Source organism: Streptomyces exfoliatus (genome assembly GCF_000725545.1).
Taxonomy (GTDB): domain Bacteria; phylum Actinomycetota; class Actinomycetes; order Streptomycetales; family Streptomycetaceae; genus Streptomyces; species Streptomyces exfoliatus.
In genome coordinates this window covers 37258-52642 of record NZ_JNZP01000033.1, presented here as the reverse complement: position 1 = coordinate 52642, position 15385 = coordinate 37258, and the positions used below count along the sequence as shown (strand labels likewise).

Annotated in this window: 19 protein-coding genes; 12 read left to right on the top strand and 7 right to left on the bottom strand. The window is 70.4% G+C overall.

Going from position 1 to position 15385, the window contains the following annotated elements; all coding sequences use genetic code 11:
• From IO20_RS0130440 to IO20_RS0130425, 3 genes are all read right to left on the bottom strand, one after another.
• A partial coding sequence (locus IO20_RS0130440) for an IS5 family transposase (protein WP_037636628.1) occupies positions 1-373 on the bottom strand: 373 nt, incomplete at its 3' end.
• Between the two features lie 400 nt (positions 374-773).
• Positions 774-3362 (bottom strand): hypothetical protein, encoded by a 2589-nt coding sequence (locus IO20_RS0130435; protein WP_030554231.1) that lies wholly within the window; start codon positions 3360-3362, stop codon positions 774-776.
• 989 nt (positions 3363-4351) lie between these two features.
• Complete coding sequence (locus tag IO20_RS0130425) at positions 4352-4621, bottom strand: helix-turn-helix transcriptional regulator (RefSeq protein WP_030554230.1); 270 nt, start codon at positions 4619-4621, stop codon at positions 4352-4354.
• Between the two features lie 153 nt (positions 4622-4774).
• Between IO20_RS0130425 and IO20_RS0130420 the strand changes: the two genes are divergently transcribed.
• Entirely contained in the window at positions 4775-5422 is a 648-nt protein-coding gene (locus IO20_RS0130420) for an HAD family hydrolase (RefSeq protein ID WP_030554228.1), read from the top strand.
• Between the two features lie 4 nt (positions 5423-5426).
• Positions 5427-6266 carry a DUF1932 domain-containing protein gene (locus tag IO20_RS0130415; protein WP_030554227.1) on the top strand — a complete coding sequence of 280 codons (840 nt, stop codon included), beginning with the start codon at positions 5427-5429 and terminating at the stop codon, positions 6264-6266.
• 7 nt (positions 6267-6273) lie between these two features.
• Here the strand turns inward: IO20_RS0130415 and IO20_RS0130410 are convergent, their stop codons facing one another.
• The 3 genes from IO20_RS0130410 to IO20_RS0130400 form a co-directional block, all read right to left on the bottom strand.
• Positions 6274-6843, bottom strand: coding sequence for a phosphotransferase-like protein (locus IO20_RS0130410; protein ID WP_030554225.1), 570 nt, complete (start codon positions 6841-6843; stop codon positions 6274-6276).
• On the bottom strand, positions 6840-7877 hold the full coding sequence (locus IO20_RS0130405; RefSeq protein ID WP_030554223.1) for an AAA family ATPase: 1038 nt from the start codon (positions 7875-7877) through the stop codon (positions 6840-6842). The genes IO20_RS0130410 and IO20_RS0130405 overlap by 4 nt, the downstream gene beginning before the upstream one ends.
• A 205-nt stretch (positions 7878-8082) precedes the next feature.
• A complete protein-coding gene (locus tag IO20_RS0130400) occupies positions 8083-8517 on the bottom strand; it encodes a GntR family transcriptional regulator (RefSeq protein ID WP_051874679.1) in 435 nt (144 codons plus the stop codon).
• Positions 8518-8816: 299 nt separating this feature from the next.
• Between IO20_RS0130400 and IO20_RS0130395 the strand changes: the two genes are divergently transcribed.
• The 7 genes from IO20_RS0130395 to IO20_RS37030 all read left to right on the top strand — a co-directional run bounded on the left by IO20_RS0130395 (position 8817) and on the right by IO20_RS37030 (position 12179).
• Positions 8817-9386: a hypothetical protein gene (locus IO20_RS0130395; RefSeq protein WP_051874678.1), complete on the top strand. Its 570-nt coding sequence runs from the start codon at positions 8817-8819 to the stop codon at positions 9384-9386.
• 105 nt (positions 9387-9491) lie between these two features.
• Positions 9492-9923, top strand: coding sequence for a hypothetical protein (locus IO20_RS0130390; RefSeq protein ID WP_051874677.1), 432 nt, complete (start codon positions 9492-9494; stop codon positions 9921-9923).
• Between the two features lie 36 nt (positions 9924-9959).
• The gene (locus IO20_RS0130385) at positions 9960-10268 is read left to right on the top strand and encodes a hypothetical protein (protein WP_030554216.1); all 309 of its coding nucleotides are present in this window, start codon (positions 9960-9962) and stop codon (positions 10266-10268) included.
• Between the two features lie 237 nt (positions 10269-10505).
• Positions 10506-10772, top strand: coding sequence for a WhiB family transcriptional regulator (locus tag IO20_RS0130375; protein ID WP_030554214.1), 267 nt, complete (start codon positions 10506-10508; stop codon positions 10770-10772).
• A 106-nt stretch (positions 10773-10878) separates the two neighbouring features.
• Complete coding sequence (locus tag IO20_RS38105; RefSeq protein WP_245685112.1) at positions 10879-11025, top strand: hypothetical protein; 147 nt, start codon at positions 10879-10881, stop codon at positions 11023-11025.
• A gap of 68 nt (positions 11026-11093) precedes the next feature.
• Positions 11094-11648 (top strand): DUF6197 family protein, encoded by a 555-nt coding sequence (locus tag IO20_RS0130365; protein ID WP_030554211.1) that lies wholly within the window; start codon positions 11094-11096, stop codon positions 11646-11648.
• Positions 11649-11819: 171 nt separating this feature from the next.
• Positions 11820-12179, top strand: a complete 360-nt coding sequence (locus IO20_RS37030) for a hypothetical protein (RefSeq protein ID WP_051874676.1) — start codon at positions 11820-11822, stop codon at positions 12177-12179.
• A 142-nt stretch (positions 12180-12321) separates the two neighbouring features.
• On the opposite strand, the gene IO20_RS41670 is transcribed toward IO20_RS37030, so the two are convergent.
• Complete coding sequence (locus IO20_RS41670; protein WP_245685111.1) at positions 12322-12636, bottom strand: hypothetical protein; 315 nt, start codon at positions 12634-12636, stop codon at positions 12322-12324.
• Here IO20_RS41670 and IO20_RS0130355 point away from each other — a divergent pair.
• From IO20_RS0130355 to IO20_RS0130345, 3 genes are all read left to right on the top strand, one after another.
• Positions 12626-14290: a DUF2637 domain-containing protein gene (locus tag IO20_RS0130355; protein WP_245685110.1), complete on the top strand. Its 1665-nt coding sequence runs from the start codon at positions 12626-12628 to the stop codon at positions 14288-14290. The two genes, IO20_RS41670 and IO20_RS0130355, sit on opposite strands and share 11 nt — an antisense overlap.
• A 114-nt stretch (positions 14291-14404) precedes the next feature.
• Positions 14405-14881 (top strand): hypothetical protein, encoded by a 477-nt coding sequence (locus IO20_RS0130350; protein ID WP_030554208.1) that lies wholly within the window; start codon positions 14405-14407, stop codon positions 14879-14881.
• The gene (locus tag IO20_RS0130345) at positions 14878-15186 is read left to right on the top strand and encodes a hypothetical protein (protein WP_030554205.1); all 309 of its coding nucleotides are present in this window, start codon (positions 14878-14880) and stop codon (positions 15184-15186) included. Before IO20_RS0130350 ends, IO20_RS0130345 begins: the two co-directional genes overlap by 4 nt.
• Positions 15187-15385 lie beyond the last annotated feature (199 nt).

The following is a 15385-nucleotide window of genomic DNA, read 5'->3' as shown; positions in this document are numbered from 1 at the left end:
CTGGACCGGCCGATGGCCGGGTCGCGGAGCCCCCTTTTCGAGCCCCCGCCGCATGCTGGTGGGCCCGGACGACCGTGGAATCGACCGACACCAGCCACTGGATGTCGCCCGCCGCGTCCGCCTTCGCCTGCGCGGCCCGAAGCATCCGGTCGAACGTCCCATCCGCCGCCCACCTGCGAAAACGCGTATGCAGCGTGGCCCACGGACCGTAACGCTCGGGCACATCCCGCCAGGCCGTCCCGGTCCGGAACTTCCACACGATCCCGTTCAGGACCCGGCGGTCGTCCAGACGCTTCCGCCCCCGCAACGACTCGGGCAGCAACGGCCGAACGAACTCCCACTCGGCATCGGACAGTTCATGGCGACGTATCACAACACCATGATCCACCAGCGGTGATCATTTGAAGACGCTGCCTAGGCCGTGAGGACCATCCCCGCGGGTGCGGGGAGCAGACCATGCCGCCCATGGCGGTCATCGCGGTGCGGGGACCATCCCCGCGGGTGCGGGGAGCAGAGGGAGGCGTGATCGGGGGTGGATGCCCGGTCGGGACCATCCCCGCGCGCGCGGGGATGGTCCCGCCCAGCTGGAGCGCTTCGCCTCTTCGCCAGTCTGCTCCCCGCACGCGCGGGGATGATCCCGGCGTCGCAGACAATGGTGGTGGTCCGCCCCTTCGGTCTCTGCCGGGCCTCGGTCTTGCTCGCCTTCGCCGCCTCGCGGGCGGCGAGGAGAGCCTGGCGGCCAAGGTCGACACCGCTTGTCTCCGGTGCGGAGCTCACGCGATCACCTCCCGGGTCTCGCCATGCAGCGAGTGGGCGGCGAGTTCGGGCAGACGCTGCGACCAGGGCGCGGGCCTCACCGGCTCGGGAAGGGCCTTGGCGCGCAGTTGCTCCAGCCGCACGGCGAGCAGGTACTCGGCAGTGCGGGCCTGGGCCTGCGCGGCGGCCCGGGTCGCGGCACGCAGGGCGTCGTCGCTGTCGGGCAGAGCCTGGAACCAGGGCTTGGCGCGCTCGGTGGCGTACGCCTTGCGGGCCTCGGCCTGGGCCTCCTCGCTGTGGCCGAGCAACACCAGCGCCTGGTGCCGATACTTCGCAACCGCGCTCTCGGCAGCCAGGAACGCGTTGTGCGCGGCGGTGTCTTCGACGACATCCGGGCCAGCCGCCTCCAGGTCGGCCAGGTCTGTCATCTGCAGGAACTGCTCCCACTCGGCGGCGATGTCGGCCTCGATGGCCGTGCGGACCTCGGCGGCGACGGCCGCGACGGCGGACGTGTTGCTCAGGTCGGCCGACCAGGTGGCGGCGAGGAGACCGGCCTCATGGATCAGAACCTTGACCTGCAGCCGGTGGTTGCATGCTTCGCACAGCGCGGCCGACCGCTCCCGGCCGCAGTTCTCGCACGCCACGGCCTGTCGGGCCGCCGCCTCGGCCGCCGCCCGCTCCCGCTCGACCGCGGCCTGTGCCTCGGCCTCGGCACCGGCCACCGCACGCTGGGTTGCCCGCTCCCGGGCGTCGGCCTGACGGGCCACGAAGTCAGCGGCCTCAGCCTCGGCGTGACGGCGCACCCGGGCCTCGATCTTTCGGTACCGGGCGCCCGTCTCCAGACCGGGCAGCTCCTGGTCGACCTCGGCCTCGATCCGGACCCGCCACGCCCTCCGGAAGTGGAGCACGTTGTCGCAGTTGTCGCAGTCGGCGCTGGTGTCGAGCCGGACGCCGTCGTCGCATCGCACGTCCGAGCACGACGGACGGCGCACCAGTCCACGGTGGGTGATCCATCCGAACGGGCTGGTGATCAGGGCCTCGCCACCGGTCTCCTCAAGCCGGGACGTCAGCCGGGCGGCCAGCACCAACGGGGCCTGCCCCGCCCACTCCAGCACCTGGCGCAGCTGGGCGAGCTCCGCCTTCACGGCCTTAACGACGCGGTCCTGCTGCCAGCGGCTCAGCCCCTGCCACAGCCAGGACACCGGCGCCAGAGCCACCCTCAGGTCAAGATCGGCAGGAAGGTCCGGCCGCCCCTGCTGCTGTGTCTTTCGCCCACCCACGACCGTCAGCCGGGCAGCAGCACCAGCGGTGACGCCGCTTGCCTGCTCTTGCTCGTCGACGTGTGACTTGGTGGGCTTTTCCCCGCGGAGCGGGCCGACCCCGGCCACCGGGCTCCCGGACCTGGCAACGTCGGTCTCGCCGTCGACGGCCTGGTCCTCGCGCACGCACGCGCGTCCCGGCTGACGGCCTTTACTCCCACGGCCTTCGCCGGAAAAGCCACCAGAGAGAGCGGAAGAAGAGACGGGAGTAACCGAGTGAGAGTGGTCAGTGTGAAGGGCTGCCGCAACGTCGGGCTCTGCAACACCAGCCTTATCCCCCACCAGCACGCTGCTGACCTGCGACTCCATCTCCAGGTCCAGCGCCTCACTAGGCCCTGCCGTAACGTCGGGGTCTGAAAAACCGGGCTCCAGGTCCTCCGCGCGGTCCTCCTGGGCGCCGTCGGCGACCGTACGCCCGTACGCGGCGGCGACCGCCGGCACCATCAGCCGCGACCGGTGCTCCATCTTCGACGCCGTCCGCAGCCGCACCCGCAGCACCAGCTGCCGGTCCTCCAGGCGCTCCAGTACCCGCTCCCCCGCCGATGCCGAGCAGCCCAGCAGCCGGGCCACCGTTGCTGCGGCCCGGCCGCGCTTGGTATCCACCGCGCCGCCGCACTGCCGCACCTGCCCGGACTCCCGCGCCTCCAGCACCAGCAGCAGCAGCGCCAGCCGGTCCGTCGCCGCACCCCGGCCGGTACGCGTGCCGATCAGCCCGGCCGGAGTCACCGAGCCGTCCCGGTGCGTCCAGCCCGGCGCCATCACGGCCTCCAGCAGCCGCAGCAGGGTCGCCAGTTCCTTCTTCGACAGCGCCAGCGGGTGCCCGACCATGCCCCGCGCCGCCCACAGCGGCAGCACCCGGCACGCCAGGCCGACGTCCTCGCCGTACTCGCCCTCCGCCGTCTCTACCGACACCACACCTGAGCGGCGCAGCCCCGGTACAACTGCGGACGCCGTGTACGACGCTGACAGCCCCAGCCATCGGCCCAGCTCCGGAGTACGGATCTCCACCACACCGTCCTCCGCTGGCGTCCGCGACGCCAGCACTAGCACCGCCAGCCGCACCGCGTCCGACGCACCGTCCAGGCCCGCCGCATCCAGGAGGGTGCGCATCGCACCACCCAGGCGCGCACGCGCGTCGCGACCGAGCGACAGCGGATGACCCGCGACGCGCTCCGGGACCGGCCCGGCTTGCGCCGGGACCGACCGAAGCCGGCGGCGCGATGCCCCGCCGGCGGACACCGTGCGGGAGCGCGGCAGCGCGGCGGCCGCCGCCGCCGCGGCGCTCATCGGGCACCTCCGACGAGCGTCATGGAGGAAGCGCGGACGTAGAAAGGTGCCAGGGCGGACAGGGCGGTGCAAGCGGTCATGGCCGTGGTGTACGGGCCAAACCGGACACCCCCCTCGGGGGTGAAGCGAGGGCTTGGTACAGCGACGCGAGAAGTGATCACCTCGGCAGCCTGGACCGGCCGCCCTGTGGACAGAGGCCACGAGGCCCCGATTGCCCCCAGCGCTCCCGCACGGCGGGCAGAAACTTCGGATCGCGTCCCGCCACACGGGACGCCCCCCTCGATGACGTCGCCGACGGAGTAGTTGCGGACGCGAGCGGACACCGACCGGACAGAACCGGCCGGGTTGTGGCTTCCTACAGGAAGACCCTCTTCCTGGCCAAAAGGCGCGAAGAGGCGGATCGCGGACGTCTGTTCCGTCACATGAAACGCGCGAACCGTGCGAATCGTATCGAAACGGACGGCGCTCGACTTTTCAGGGGACACCAGATCGGGCACTATGGCGAAGACACCAGCCTTCATATGGATCGCCCGCACCGCGACCAGACCCCTGCCAAGGGATCCGGCCACGGCCGAGCGCTCTGTATGGATGGACGCCAATGCGGAGCCCCGAGCCCGACGGCCTGCCAAGACCGCCGGAACCCGGGATGAAGCTGTGGTTCAACAGAAGCCCCCTGCCAAAGGGGCTCCTGGAGAGCCGGGAGTGGTCGCCTTGCCAAAGGACGACCGGGTGGAGCAACCCGCCTGCCAAAGCGGGGTAATGCAGTGAATGAGACCCAGCTCGATGAGCTGGAGCCCAGAACCGGGGCCAACCGGAGACTGGGCGGCCGACTTGGGTTGCGAAGCCCCTGTCGACGCGAAGGGCCGCGCGAGGTCAACGTGGATTGCGAGTCCACGTCTTGGCGCGCGCGGCCGATGACCTAGGTCATCCCGACCCCCTCGATCTCGAAGGTGGAGTCGGCGAGCCCGGAAACGGCCGGAACCGTGAAGTCACTCTCCATCAGACGCCCCCTCAGCGGCGGCGTCCGGGTGCTTCTCGGCCAGCTTCCGCAGGAGATGCGCGTACGCCCTCCGGTTCCCCCGGTGAGGCTGAGCTCGCCCGGCCTCCCACTGCGCGACAGAGAGCCGCTTGACGCCGATAGCCTCGGCGACTTCGGTCTGAGTGAGGCCGGCGGCGATCCGGAGCTGCCGACGCACGCGGGGAATGGGGAGGGTGTCCTCCTCCACCAGGGCGTCAATTCGCCTCAGCGGATCGGACATCGAGACCTCCACGGTAGAGAACCATCCACGAAAACATACATGATCCGAACGATCTTTGATAGCGAGGACGGTTGTGTTGCAGTGCAAGGGGGTAGCCAACTCCGCCCATCTTCGGATCGGGACCTCGCTCGACGGCCGATAGGGTTCGGACCCGTGTACCGACTCGCGCTTTTCGATCTGGACAACACGCTGGTCGACCGGCAGTCGGCTCTCAGCGACGCCGTGACCAGCCTGTGCCGGACCCACGCTCTTACTCCGGACGCTGAACAGTGGCTGCGCACCGAGCTGGTCAATCGGGCGAACGCCGTCGACTTCGCCCGCCTGCGGGAGGTCTTCGACCTGGAGGTGTCGGCCGTACAGCTCTGGCAGGAATACGTCAGCCTCATGGCAGATGCCGTGACTTGCCGACCCGAAGTCCTCGATGGCCTTGCCCGTCTGCGCGCAGCCGCGTGGACGATCGGCGTCATCACCAACGGGGCCAGCGACATCCAGCGCGCGAAACTTGCCGTAACCGGCCTGGCCGATCTGGTCGACGGCGTCGCAGTCTCGGGCGACCTGGAGCTCCGCAAGCCGGACCTGCGCCTCTTCGAACTTGCTGCCTCCCGCTGCGGGGGCAGCCTCGCGGACGGCGGCTGGATGGTCGGCGACAACCCGGCCGGGGACATCGGCGGCGCTCACGGGGCTGGCCTGCGCACTATCTGGCTGCGTGGCCGCTCTTGGCCGGACGGCCTCCCTGCCGCGCATCACGTCGTTGACGACGTCACCGACGCCATCACCATCCTGCTCGCAGAGACGGAGTAGCACCGTGGACCAGCCGACCGTCGGCATCCTCCACCCCGGCAGCATGGGCGCCGCCGTCGCTGCCTGCGCTGTGCCCAATGCGGCCGCGGTCCTGTGGTGTGAAGCCGGGCGGAGCTCCGCGTCCGCAGAGCGCGCCACAAAGTTCGGCCTGACGCCCGCGGCCACGCTGGCCGAGCTGCTGGACCGCAGCGACATCGTCATTAGCCTCTGCCCGCCAGCCGCTGCCGAGGACCTGGCCCACGATGTCGCCGGGCACCGCTTCGCCGGTGTGTACGTGGAGGCGAACGCCATCAATCCCACGCGCGTGCAGCGGATTACCGCGCTGCTCGAACGCGACGCGACCGTCGTGGACGGAGGGGTTGTCGGCTCCCCGCCGGTCGGCGGCAAGACGCCGACCCTGTACCTGTCCGGCCCGGCCGACGCGACCGAGCGCATCGAGAGGCTGTTCGCGGGCACCGCCGTCCGGACGGCGGTGCTGGGCACGGAGATAGGGAAGGCATCAGCGCTGAAGCTCGCGTACTCCAGCTTCCAGAAGGCGTCGCGTGTGCTGGTGGCGCTCGCGGTCGGCATGGCGCGCGAGCACGGCGTCGACCAGGAACTCATCGAGGTCGCCTCGCAACGCACCGACTCGTACCTGTCCGAACCGCAGTACGTCACCAAGACCGCGGCCCGCGCCTGGCGCTGGGGCCCGGAGCTGGAGGAAGCCGCCGACGCGCTTGCGGCCGCCGGCCTGCCGCCGGAGATGCTGTGCGCGGCCGCGTCCACGCTGTCACGGTGGAACGACGCCAAGGATGACAGCTCGCTCACGCTCACCGACGCCCTGGACCGACTCGCCCAGCCGTAACCCGCGCTCATGCCGCCGCCGCTCCCGCCCGCCGTTCCAGAAGCTGGTTGATGAGCCGCGCCGCGTCCTGTGGCGCCGACGCCGTGGTGTCTACGGCCAGGTCCCAGACCATGTCCGGGTGCGCGTCCAGGTCCTCGCGGGTCGCGTCCCACGCCGCCAGACGCGCTGCGGTGTCGCTGTCACCGCGCCCCGCCGACCGCTGCTCGGTCACCTCGCGCGGACACCACAGCAGCACCACCGACCAGCTTGCCGGGTAGCCGTCGACCAGTGCCCGGACGCCCTCGACCTGCCCGAGGTGCACTACGGGCACCCCGGCCGCGAAGGCGGCGTCGAGGCCGGGCGCGTCGATGACGTACGTGCTGCCGTACCGCGAGTTCGTGTACACGACGTCGCCCGCGGCCTCCAGCTCGCGCAGCTGCTCCGCCGTGCCCATCCGGTAGCTGGCGGACTTGCCAGTTCCGACCTTGAGCCGTGCGAACTGCGCGTACTTCGAGTGCAGCTCGGCGAGCGCAGTGGTGACGGTGTCCTTGCCCGACGCTGGCGGGCCATACAGGATTACGCCCTGCTTCGGGTTCACGCGTACATCGCCCCCATAGCTTGACGAGCCTGATCCGCGAGGCTCACGGCGGTGCCCAGCCGGTTGTCCACCACCAGGTGCGGCACCGCAGGGCGCAGGTCGAGGTCGATGGTCGCCATGTACTCGTCCCACCGCTGTAGCTTCCACGCGTCCCGGGCAGCAGAGCGGAAGGTGATGTACTCCCGCATCGACTCCTCATCACAGCGGACCCACACGGGGAAGACGTCCACGCCCATAGCCGCGGCCCTGTTGGTCAGGCGCTGCATCCAGGCCGCGTCAGTCAACTCCGCGATGAACGGAGCGGAGAGCACGGTGCTGATCCCACACTTGATGTTGGCCATGGCTGACTGCATGAGGCAGTCGTACTCCACAGACCGGACACGCTCCCTGTAGAGCTCGGTGTGCCGGTCGTTCGGGTCGCCGCCCAATGCAACCAGGAGGCGTTCCACCAGTGGCCGGGTGAGTGGATCCTTGTCGAGCAGCGGCCAACCGGTGAGCTGGACGAAGAACCTCGCCAGTTCGGTCTTGCCGCTGCCGGCATATCCGCCGACCAGGATCAGGACAGGGCGGTGCGGATCGCCGCCGGTGTGCCGACGCTTCCAGGCGTCGATGATGCGCTGCTGGAGGGTGAAGTGGCCGGCGTCCTCGCTGCCAGGGGAGATGCGATGGATAGCCCGTTCTACAGCCAGGACGTGTGCACCGTTGAGGCGATCGTCCATCGGCGTGAGCTTGAAGGACGTCTCCTCACCGGGCAGCGCGGTCCTGAAGCCGAGGTCGGGCTCGGTGGCCCGGTAGAGGAGACAGTAGGCGCGGCGGTAGTGCGGGCCCGGGTAGACCTCGCCCTGCTCGTGCTGCCACAGCGTCTGCGGATTCGCGGCGGGAATCCCCTTCAGCTTGGCTTGCTCAGCTACCTCGCGGAGCCTCTCGCCAGCCTTTTCCAAAGTCAGGCCGTGTGCCTCTCGCTGCTCACGCAGCCGGTCCGGCCGCCACCCCGCTCGCTGCTTCCCCACCCTCTGCCCCTCCGTCATCGTCATGCCTGCGAGCCTAGAGCTCGAGCCCGAAGTCCCATGTGTACGTGGATGTTGATAACCCGTGAACGAGCTCGTGCACGTGCTTCGACAGCGCGCTGTGATGTCCCCACCGGCGCGCTCGCGGTGTGATTGCCCCAGCAGCGCAGCCGGATGGTGGATGAGGAGGTGTCCTGTGCACAGTCGACCTGCTTCGCTTGGTGTGGCGCGATCAGGTCTTCCGCTCTCGCTCAAGTTCTTCGAGGCGGGTTGCCATTGCATCAAGCCTGGCCTCAAGCCTCTCGACTGTGGCGGCAAGTTCGGCCGTGGAAAGTTGTGCTGCGACACGCGTTGGCCGGGCACGAACGAATACGCCCTTCCCTGCCTGCCCGTACAGAAGGCCCTCGGCGGTCAGTTCTGTGACGGCGCGCCGGACCACGGTGCTGGAGACGTCGTACTGCGATCCCAGCTTGGCTGTCGAGGGAATCGGGTCTCCGACTGCAAGACGGCCATCGGCGATCTGTCGGCGGAGGTCCTCCATGACGCGCTGGTACTCCGGCTGACCGTTCCCCACCACTGCTCCTTCCTCATGTGACCGCTTGCTTGAGCTGCTCATAGTGCAGCACATGGGCTCCGTGAGCAGTGGGTGCAGGGTCTGGGTCGTCATTTGGGAGCACCTCCTTGACAACCTTATACACATAGTGCACCTTGTACGTAAAGTGTGTGGTCCTCCGGGAGCACCGAGCCGGCACCACCGCAAGACCGTAGGAAGTCGCCCGCCTTGTAAGAGGGGGCCGGGGTTGATAGCACCACCAAATCCCCCGGGTTCTCGACTCTCTACTGCACGTCGCAGCGCTATGCGCTGTCCGTCCGTCAGGACGCCGGGACCTCCCGCGCGGCCTGGCGGGCGGAGAGAGCACCGCGACGCACTCCCTTCCCCTCCCCTTTGCACATGAGGAGCTCCCCATGTCCATCACCGCCGCGATGCCCGTCGCCAAGAAGCGCCCCCGCAGGACCCGCACGAAGCAGCTCAGCGCCCTCCCCGCCATCCAGCTTTCCAAGCTCCTGCCCTCACACCTCGACCTCCGCAAGCCGCTCAAGGCGGTCCTGGTCTGCACGGACTGCGAGACCTGGGTACCCATCACCGGCATGCAGGGCAAGGTTCAGAAGTTGGTCCCGCACCACACCGGCAAGGCCGGCGCCGCCGCCGCGATCCGCTGCCGGAGCAGCAACCGCCTCGTCGATTTCGATCTGACGATCCCCGAGTGGCAGCACGCCCTGACCGACGCCACCAAGGAAGCGTCCAGCCGCCAGGCCACCACGGTGCTGCCCAAGGCGTTCAGCCCGCAGACCGACCGCATCCTGCGGGCCCGGGCGGAGCGCACACCGGCCGGACGCGCAGCCGACTGGGCCGCGGTGCTCCCCCACGTGGCCGACACCGACGAAGCCCGCCGGGCGGTGCCCGTCGGCGATGCCCCGGCCGAGGCCCGGAGCGTGGTGCGGAATCACCTGGCCGTCCAGCGCCCCGCCTGCTGACCCACCCTCGTACGACCCGCCACGGCCCTGGCCGCCCCGATCACGGGGTGGCCAGGGCCGTGGTCGCTCCCGCCCAGCCTGCCCCGACCTGACCTGGAGGACCTCATGCAGACCATCCTGGCCCTGACCGTCCGGCTGACCGCCGGGACCGAGCAGCGCGACGAGGATTTCGACGCCGAGACCCTCGCGCTCATGGACGAGCTCGACGTGCCGTTCCCCGACTTGGGCGACGACCTGGACCTGGACGTCGTGTTCGGTACGCCGCTGGAGATGTACGAGCCTGCGGGCACCGACCGGGAGATGCGCCGGTACGCCGCCGCGATCGCGGCTGCCCCGGCCGACCGCCGCTACGAGCTGGCCCTCGCGCACGGTGCCGAGATCGCCGCCCGCCTCGACGCTGGCCGCGACATCGTCGCCACGGACCCGACCGTCACCGCCCTCGTCCGCGAGCGCCTGCTCGACGTCCTCCTCCCCCACGCCGCCCGTCTGCGCCGGACGATTCGCCCCGGCCGCCGCGCCGAGCCCGCCGCCGCCTGACCGCCCGCTCGATCTGACCGAGAGGACCTGATCGCGATGCAGACCCCGGAGACCTTCCGCGCTGTGCACGGCGACACCACCACCTGGATCGCCGACGAGTTCGACGCCTACGAGCGCACGGTCGAGGCCGCGGACTCCACCATTGCCGCCGCCATCGACACCGGCCTGTGCGTCCTTGGCCGACACGTCGAGGACGGCCGGGTCGTCGTCGACCTCGCCAGCCCCGAGTACCTCGCGTGGCGCCGGGAGGCCAGCGGCCTGCACGCCCTCTTCGGCAGGACCACGCGCAGCGGCAAGACCGACCAGACGGCGCTCATCGAGCAGATGCGGCGCCTGACCAGCTAGCAAGCCGGACGGACGCCCACGATCACCGGTCCCCCACCACGCTGAGGGGTGGCCGACGGTCGTGGCCGGTCGTACGACCCGCCAAAACGACGACAACCCCCAGGGATAGCGCCCCCGAGGGTTGTCCAGGCCCTGACTGGAGGACCTGATGCAGGACAGCATCGCACAGCACCCGACCGACTCCGACACGGACATGGACGAGGCCCTGCGCCGCGTCCGCTCGGGGGAATGACCGCCATGGACTGGCGCCACAGCGCGGTCTGCCGCGAAGAGGACCCCGACCTGTTCTTCCCCATCGGCAGCACCGGCCCTGCCCTTCTGCAGATCAAGGAAGCCAAGGCCGTCTGCTGCCGCTGCTCCGTCATGGAGGCGTGCCTGCAGTGGGCGCTGGAGTTCGGTCAGGACGACGGCGTCTGGGGCGGGCTGTCGGAGGACGAGCGCCGCGCGATGAAGCGCCGCGCCGCCCGCAACCGGTCCCGGAAGGGACAGGTGGTGTCGGCATGACCGAGACCGAGCGCCAGGAGCTCTCCGACAAGGTCGCCGAAGCGAACCGCCGATCGGAGAACCACCAGAAGTGACCGCTCGCCAGAATCCGCTCTATACGCGGTACATGGCCGCCTTCAACGAGTGGACCACCCACGTTACCGGCTGCTCGTGCCGGGCCGAGGCGCCGTGCGAGGCCGGAGCGCCGCTGTTCGAGCGGTTCTCCCGCCTCCAGGACGCCTGGAACAACCACCTCAACCAGCAGCGTCGCTGACGCGCGACGGCCTCTCCCGCCCCCACCGCCCGGTGGGGGCGGTCCTTGTCTCTTAAGGAGAGAACCGCATGACCACCAGCACCATTACCGTCACCGTGTTCACCGACGAGGTCCTCGCCCGGGCCGCTGAGCTCGCGCGGGACTCCTACCTGCCGGGGTGGACCGGCGCCTCGGGTGAGGAGTCGACCGGCGAGTCGGTCGCCCGTCACCTGGAGTCGGCCGCCGTCCTGCTGGAGGCCGACGGCTGGACCCGCACCTACAACCACGGTCCGGACGTGAGCGCGGAGCTGCCCGCGATCGAGTCGATGAGCACGCAGGCCATGGTCCGTGAGGTACTCCTCGCGGTCCGCGAGGAGACCGCCGCCACCGCCCCGCGCACCCTGTCCATGGCGCTGGACCACGCGGCGCGCGGCGGGAACGGCGACGCCGACACCCGCGACGTTGCCTACGAGGTCCTGAACCGGGTGGTGCGCGCGCTGACCGGCCACGACCAGGCCCGCGCCACGGCGTGGGCGGAGCGCCTGCACCGTACCCGCAAGGACATCACCGACCTGCTGGACGCCGGCGCCCGCTTCGCCCGCACCCACGGGCCCGGTGCCGCCGAGGCGCCCCAGGCCATCTGACCGAGCGGCGGGGTGATGAAGCACCGCGCAGCCCGCCAGCGGGCCCGCAACGCCATCTGATCCGCTCTGACGGCTGTCTGATCCGCCCGTACCGACTGCTGCACCGCGGCGGCCGGGACGGGCGGTGAAGGGGAGCCGAACAACCCGGACCGACAGTCAAGGGAGGCCCTCATGGCGACGACGATGACCCCGCTCCAGCCCGGCACGGAAGCCGCCGCCCAGGCGACCGCTTTTGCGATCTTCGGCAGCGACATCCCGCTGATCGACCCCGACGACTACAGCGGCAGCTGGCGCACCACCCTCCACGTCATCACGGAGGAGTGGGTCGGCGAGGGCCGCTTCGAGCAGCACGCCGCCCGCACCGCGACCGCGCTCAACGAGCTGTTCGCCACGCAGCGTCGGTTCGGCGTCGGCTCGCCCGAGGCGCTCGCCGACGGCACCAGGCTCCAGCCGCTGATCGACCGGTGCCGCCACTTCGGCATCACCCCCGCCGACCTTCGCCGGCACGGCGTGCAGTTCCCCGAGCGCTGACGCTGACTTCGCGCCCGCCCGGCGGGAGCCGCACCCAGTTTCGAGCCCGCCCCGTGACGCTTCGAGAGACCGGCCGCCCGCCCCGCGGGCCGCCGGCCTTTTCGCGCGCGCGGAGCGGGTAGAGCCGGTGCCAGTTTCGTGCTCAACCGCCCGCACCGACCACCGCTTCGGGAACGCGCCGCCGCGTTTCGGGAGCAGCCCCCGCCGTTTCGCGCACGCCCTGAACGACCCCTCCGGAGGCCCTCATGACGATCACCGACTGGCCGCGCACCGCGGCCGATCCCGACCCCGATTCGGCTTCACCGGCCGCCGTTTCGGGAACGCCCACGCCGGTTTCACGGACGCCCGGCACCGTTTCGGACGCGCCGGGGTTCGTTTCGGAGACGGAAGGCGGAATCGGAACCAGCTCCTCCCCGGGAAGGCTGACCGTCAGCCAGAAGTGGATCGTGGCCGCCATCGTGGCCGCGGCGCTCGCCCTGGCCGCCATCGGCCTCTACCTCTCCTTCGCGCACGTCGCGAGCTTCGCCCACACCGAGCTGCGCTTCGGCACCCTCAACAAGGGCCGGCTCTTCGCGATCGGCGTCGACATCGGCATCATGGTGATGATCGCGGTCGACCTGGTGGTGGCCTGGCTCAAGCGCCCCATCAGCTGGATCCGCTACCCCGTGTGGCTGCTGACCGCCGCCACCGTCGTCCTCAACGCGGCCTCCGGCGCTCCCAAGGACCGGGCGTGGGAGCCGCTGGACTACGTCGCGGCCGGCGCCCACGGCGTCGTCCCGGTGCTGTTCATCATGGTGGTCGAGGTCGGCCGCGACTCCATCGACCGCATCGTCCGCCCTGACCTGGCCGAACGCGACTCCATCCCGCTCATCCGCTGGGTCCTGGCCCCGATCGCCACCTCCCGAATCTACCGGCGGATGCGGCTGTGGGGGATCACCTCCTACCCGGAGATGGTCCGCCGAGACCAGGAGCTCATCGCATACGAGCAGTGGCTCAAGCGCAAGCACAAGGGCGACCTGTCCCAGGCAAGCGAGGACGAGCTGCTGCCAATGACGATGGCCCCCTACGGCTACACCGTCGCCGAGGCGCTCGCCATGCCTGACCAGCAGGAACAGGCCGCCGCCGAACGCGACGAGGAGGCCGAGCGGAGCCGCCGCGACGCGGAGACCCGCAAAATCCTGGCCGAGAAGAAGGCCGAGGGGGAACGCGCCCGAGCCCAGGGCGCACTCGACGCCGAACTCGCGCAGATCGCGGGCGAGACCGGCCAGGCCAACGCCCACGCCCGCGCGCAGGTCAGCGCCGCAGAGCGGGCCGCTGAGCTGGAGCAGGCGGCGCTGGAGACAGCCGTCATCGCCGAAGCCCGTGCCCGTCAGGCGGAGGCCGAGCGCAAGGAGAGTGAGGAGCTCAAGGCGAGGGCGGCTGCCGACCTGGAGAAGGCCGGGCTGGAGCGCCAGGCCGCCGAGCAGCGCAGGGCGGCGGCGGAGGCGGACAAGGCCGCCGCCGCGGAGGCCAGCGCGATCGAGACCGAGCGGATCGCGCAGGCACGCAAGGCGACGGCCGCCGCCGACCTGGAGGCAGCCGAGCTGGAGCGCCAGGCGGCGCAGAAGCGGAAGGAAGCGGCGGAGGCCGACCGGGTCGCCGCGGCGGAGGCAGAGGCCCTCGAGACCCAGGCCATCGCCGAAGCCCGCCAGGCCGCTGCCGAAGCGGACCGGCGCGCTGCCGAAACGGAGAAGGCCGCTGCCGAAACCCGGCGGGCCGCTGCCGAAGCCGACCGCAAGAAGGCGGAGGAGGACCGCCGCCGGGAGGCCGCTCTCGCGGACATCGCGCGCTCCCAGAAGGAAGCCGCCGAAGCCGAGCGGGCCGCTGCCGAAACGCGGCGGGTTGCTGCCGAAATCGAGCGGCGCGCGGTCGAAGCCGAGGACGCCGCGAAGCTTTCCCGGCGCGAGCGGGCGGTCCGCAAGGTCGCCCGGATGATCCTCGGGAGCGCGGCCGGTGTCGCCGGCCAGCTGCCGCTCGCCGACATCCAGCGCGTGCTCGAAGTCTCGCCCGGCACGGCCTCGGAGTACCGCCAGGAGGCGGCCGAGCTGCTCGCCGGCGGCTACCGCCCCTGATCCACCGTCCGGCACACACCAGTGAGGGCCAGCCCATCGGAAGTGGGCTGGCCCTCGCTGCGACTGCCGGAAGCAGTCACAGCCCCATCAGTACACCAGGAGGGAATCCCCGCCGTGAACAGCAACAACGACCCAAACCACTCCCCTCTGCGCGACGTCGCGCAGAACCCGGAGGCAACCGCCCGGTACCTGGCCGACGTTCAGCGGGTCCTGCTGGACATCGGCAAGAACCTCGAGACCCTCGCCATCGAGACCCAGGTGCACCTGCGCGACACCCACGTGGAGGGCGACCGCTGGTACCACGCCAGGCTGCGCGCGATGCCCGTCGAAAGGGCCCTCGGAAACGTGCTCAAGAACCTCAAGAACCTCACCGACGGCCTGGAAAAGAGCGCCTATAAGCGCCGCGCCCACGACGAGGCCGTGGTGAATACGGCCAAGGAAAGGAAGGAAAAGGAGCTGGAAAGGCAGCGGAAGAAGAACCCGCAGCCGCTCCAGGCCGCACCGAATCCGCCGCAGGAGGGTGTGCAGAGCCGGAATCAGGGCTATGGTGGCCCCACGTCGATTTACGACATGGGTCGGGAGTCGGCATGACGCGCCCCCTCACCAGCGTCGAACGCTCCATTCAAGGGCGGAACGACTGGCTGAAGGAAGAAGAGCGCAGGGCGATCGAAAGTCGCGGCGAGATCGGCCGGATGGAATTCTGGCTCCGCGTTACTCGGTCCCGGATCTCCAAGGACGTCAAAGCCGGACGCAATGACGTCATCCCCGGATTCACCAGCGTGTGCCGCCTGTTCAAGCTCGCGATCGACAAGCGGGCCGAGGGCGACGCGAGGCTGTGGAACCACCTCATGCAGTACGCGCAGCAGGTGCTGGAGCAGCACGGCCCGCGTAACTGACCGACACCAACGAAGGCCCCGCCGGGTTCCGGCGGGGCCTCGCGCGCGTAAAGCGTGCACACGTGCACGTGCACGCGCGTGCACACGAGACCCCACTGTCTGTCAAGTCCCCCTGGAGGGAGGTGCACCGTGTCCGACGAGTCCGACGAGTCCGGCAGCGGGACCCTGGTCCGCGGCCCCTGGAGCGGTGATTCCTCGT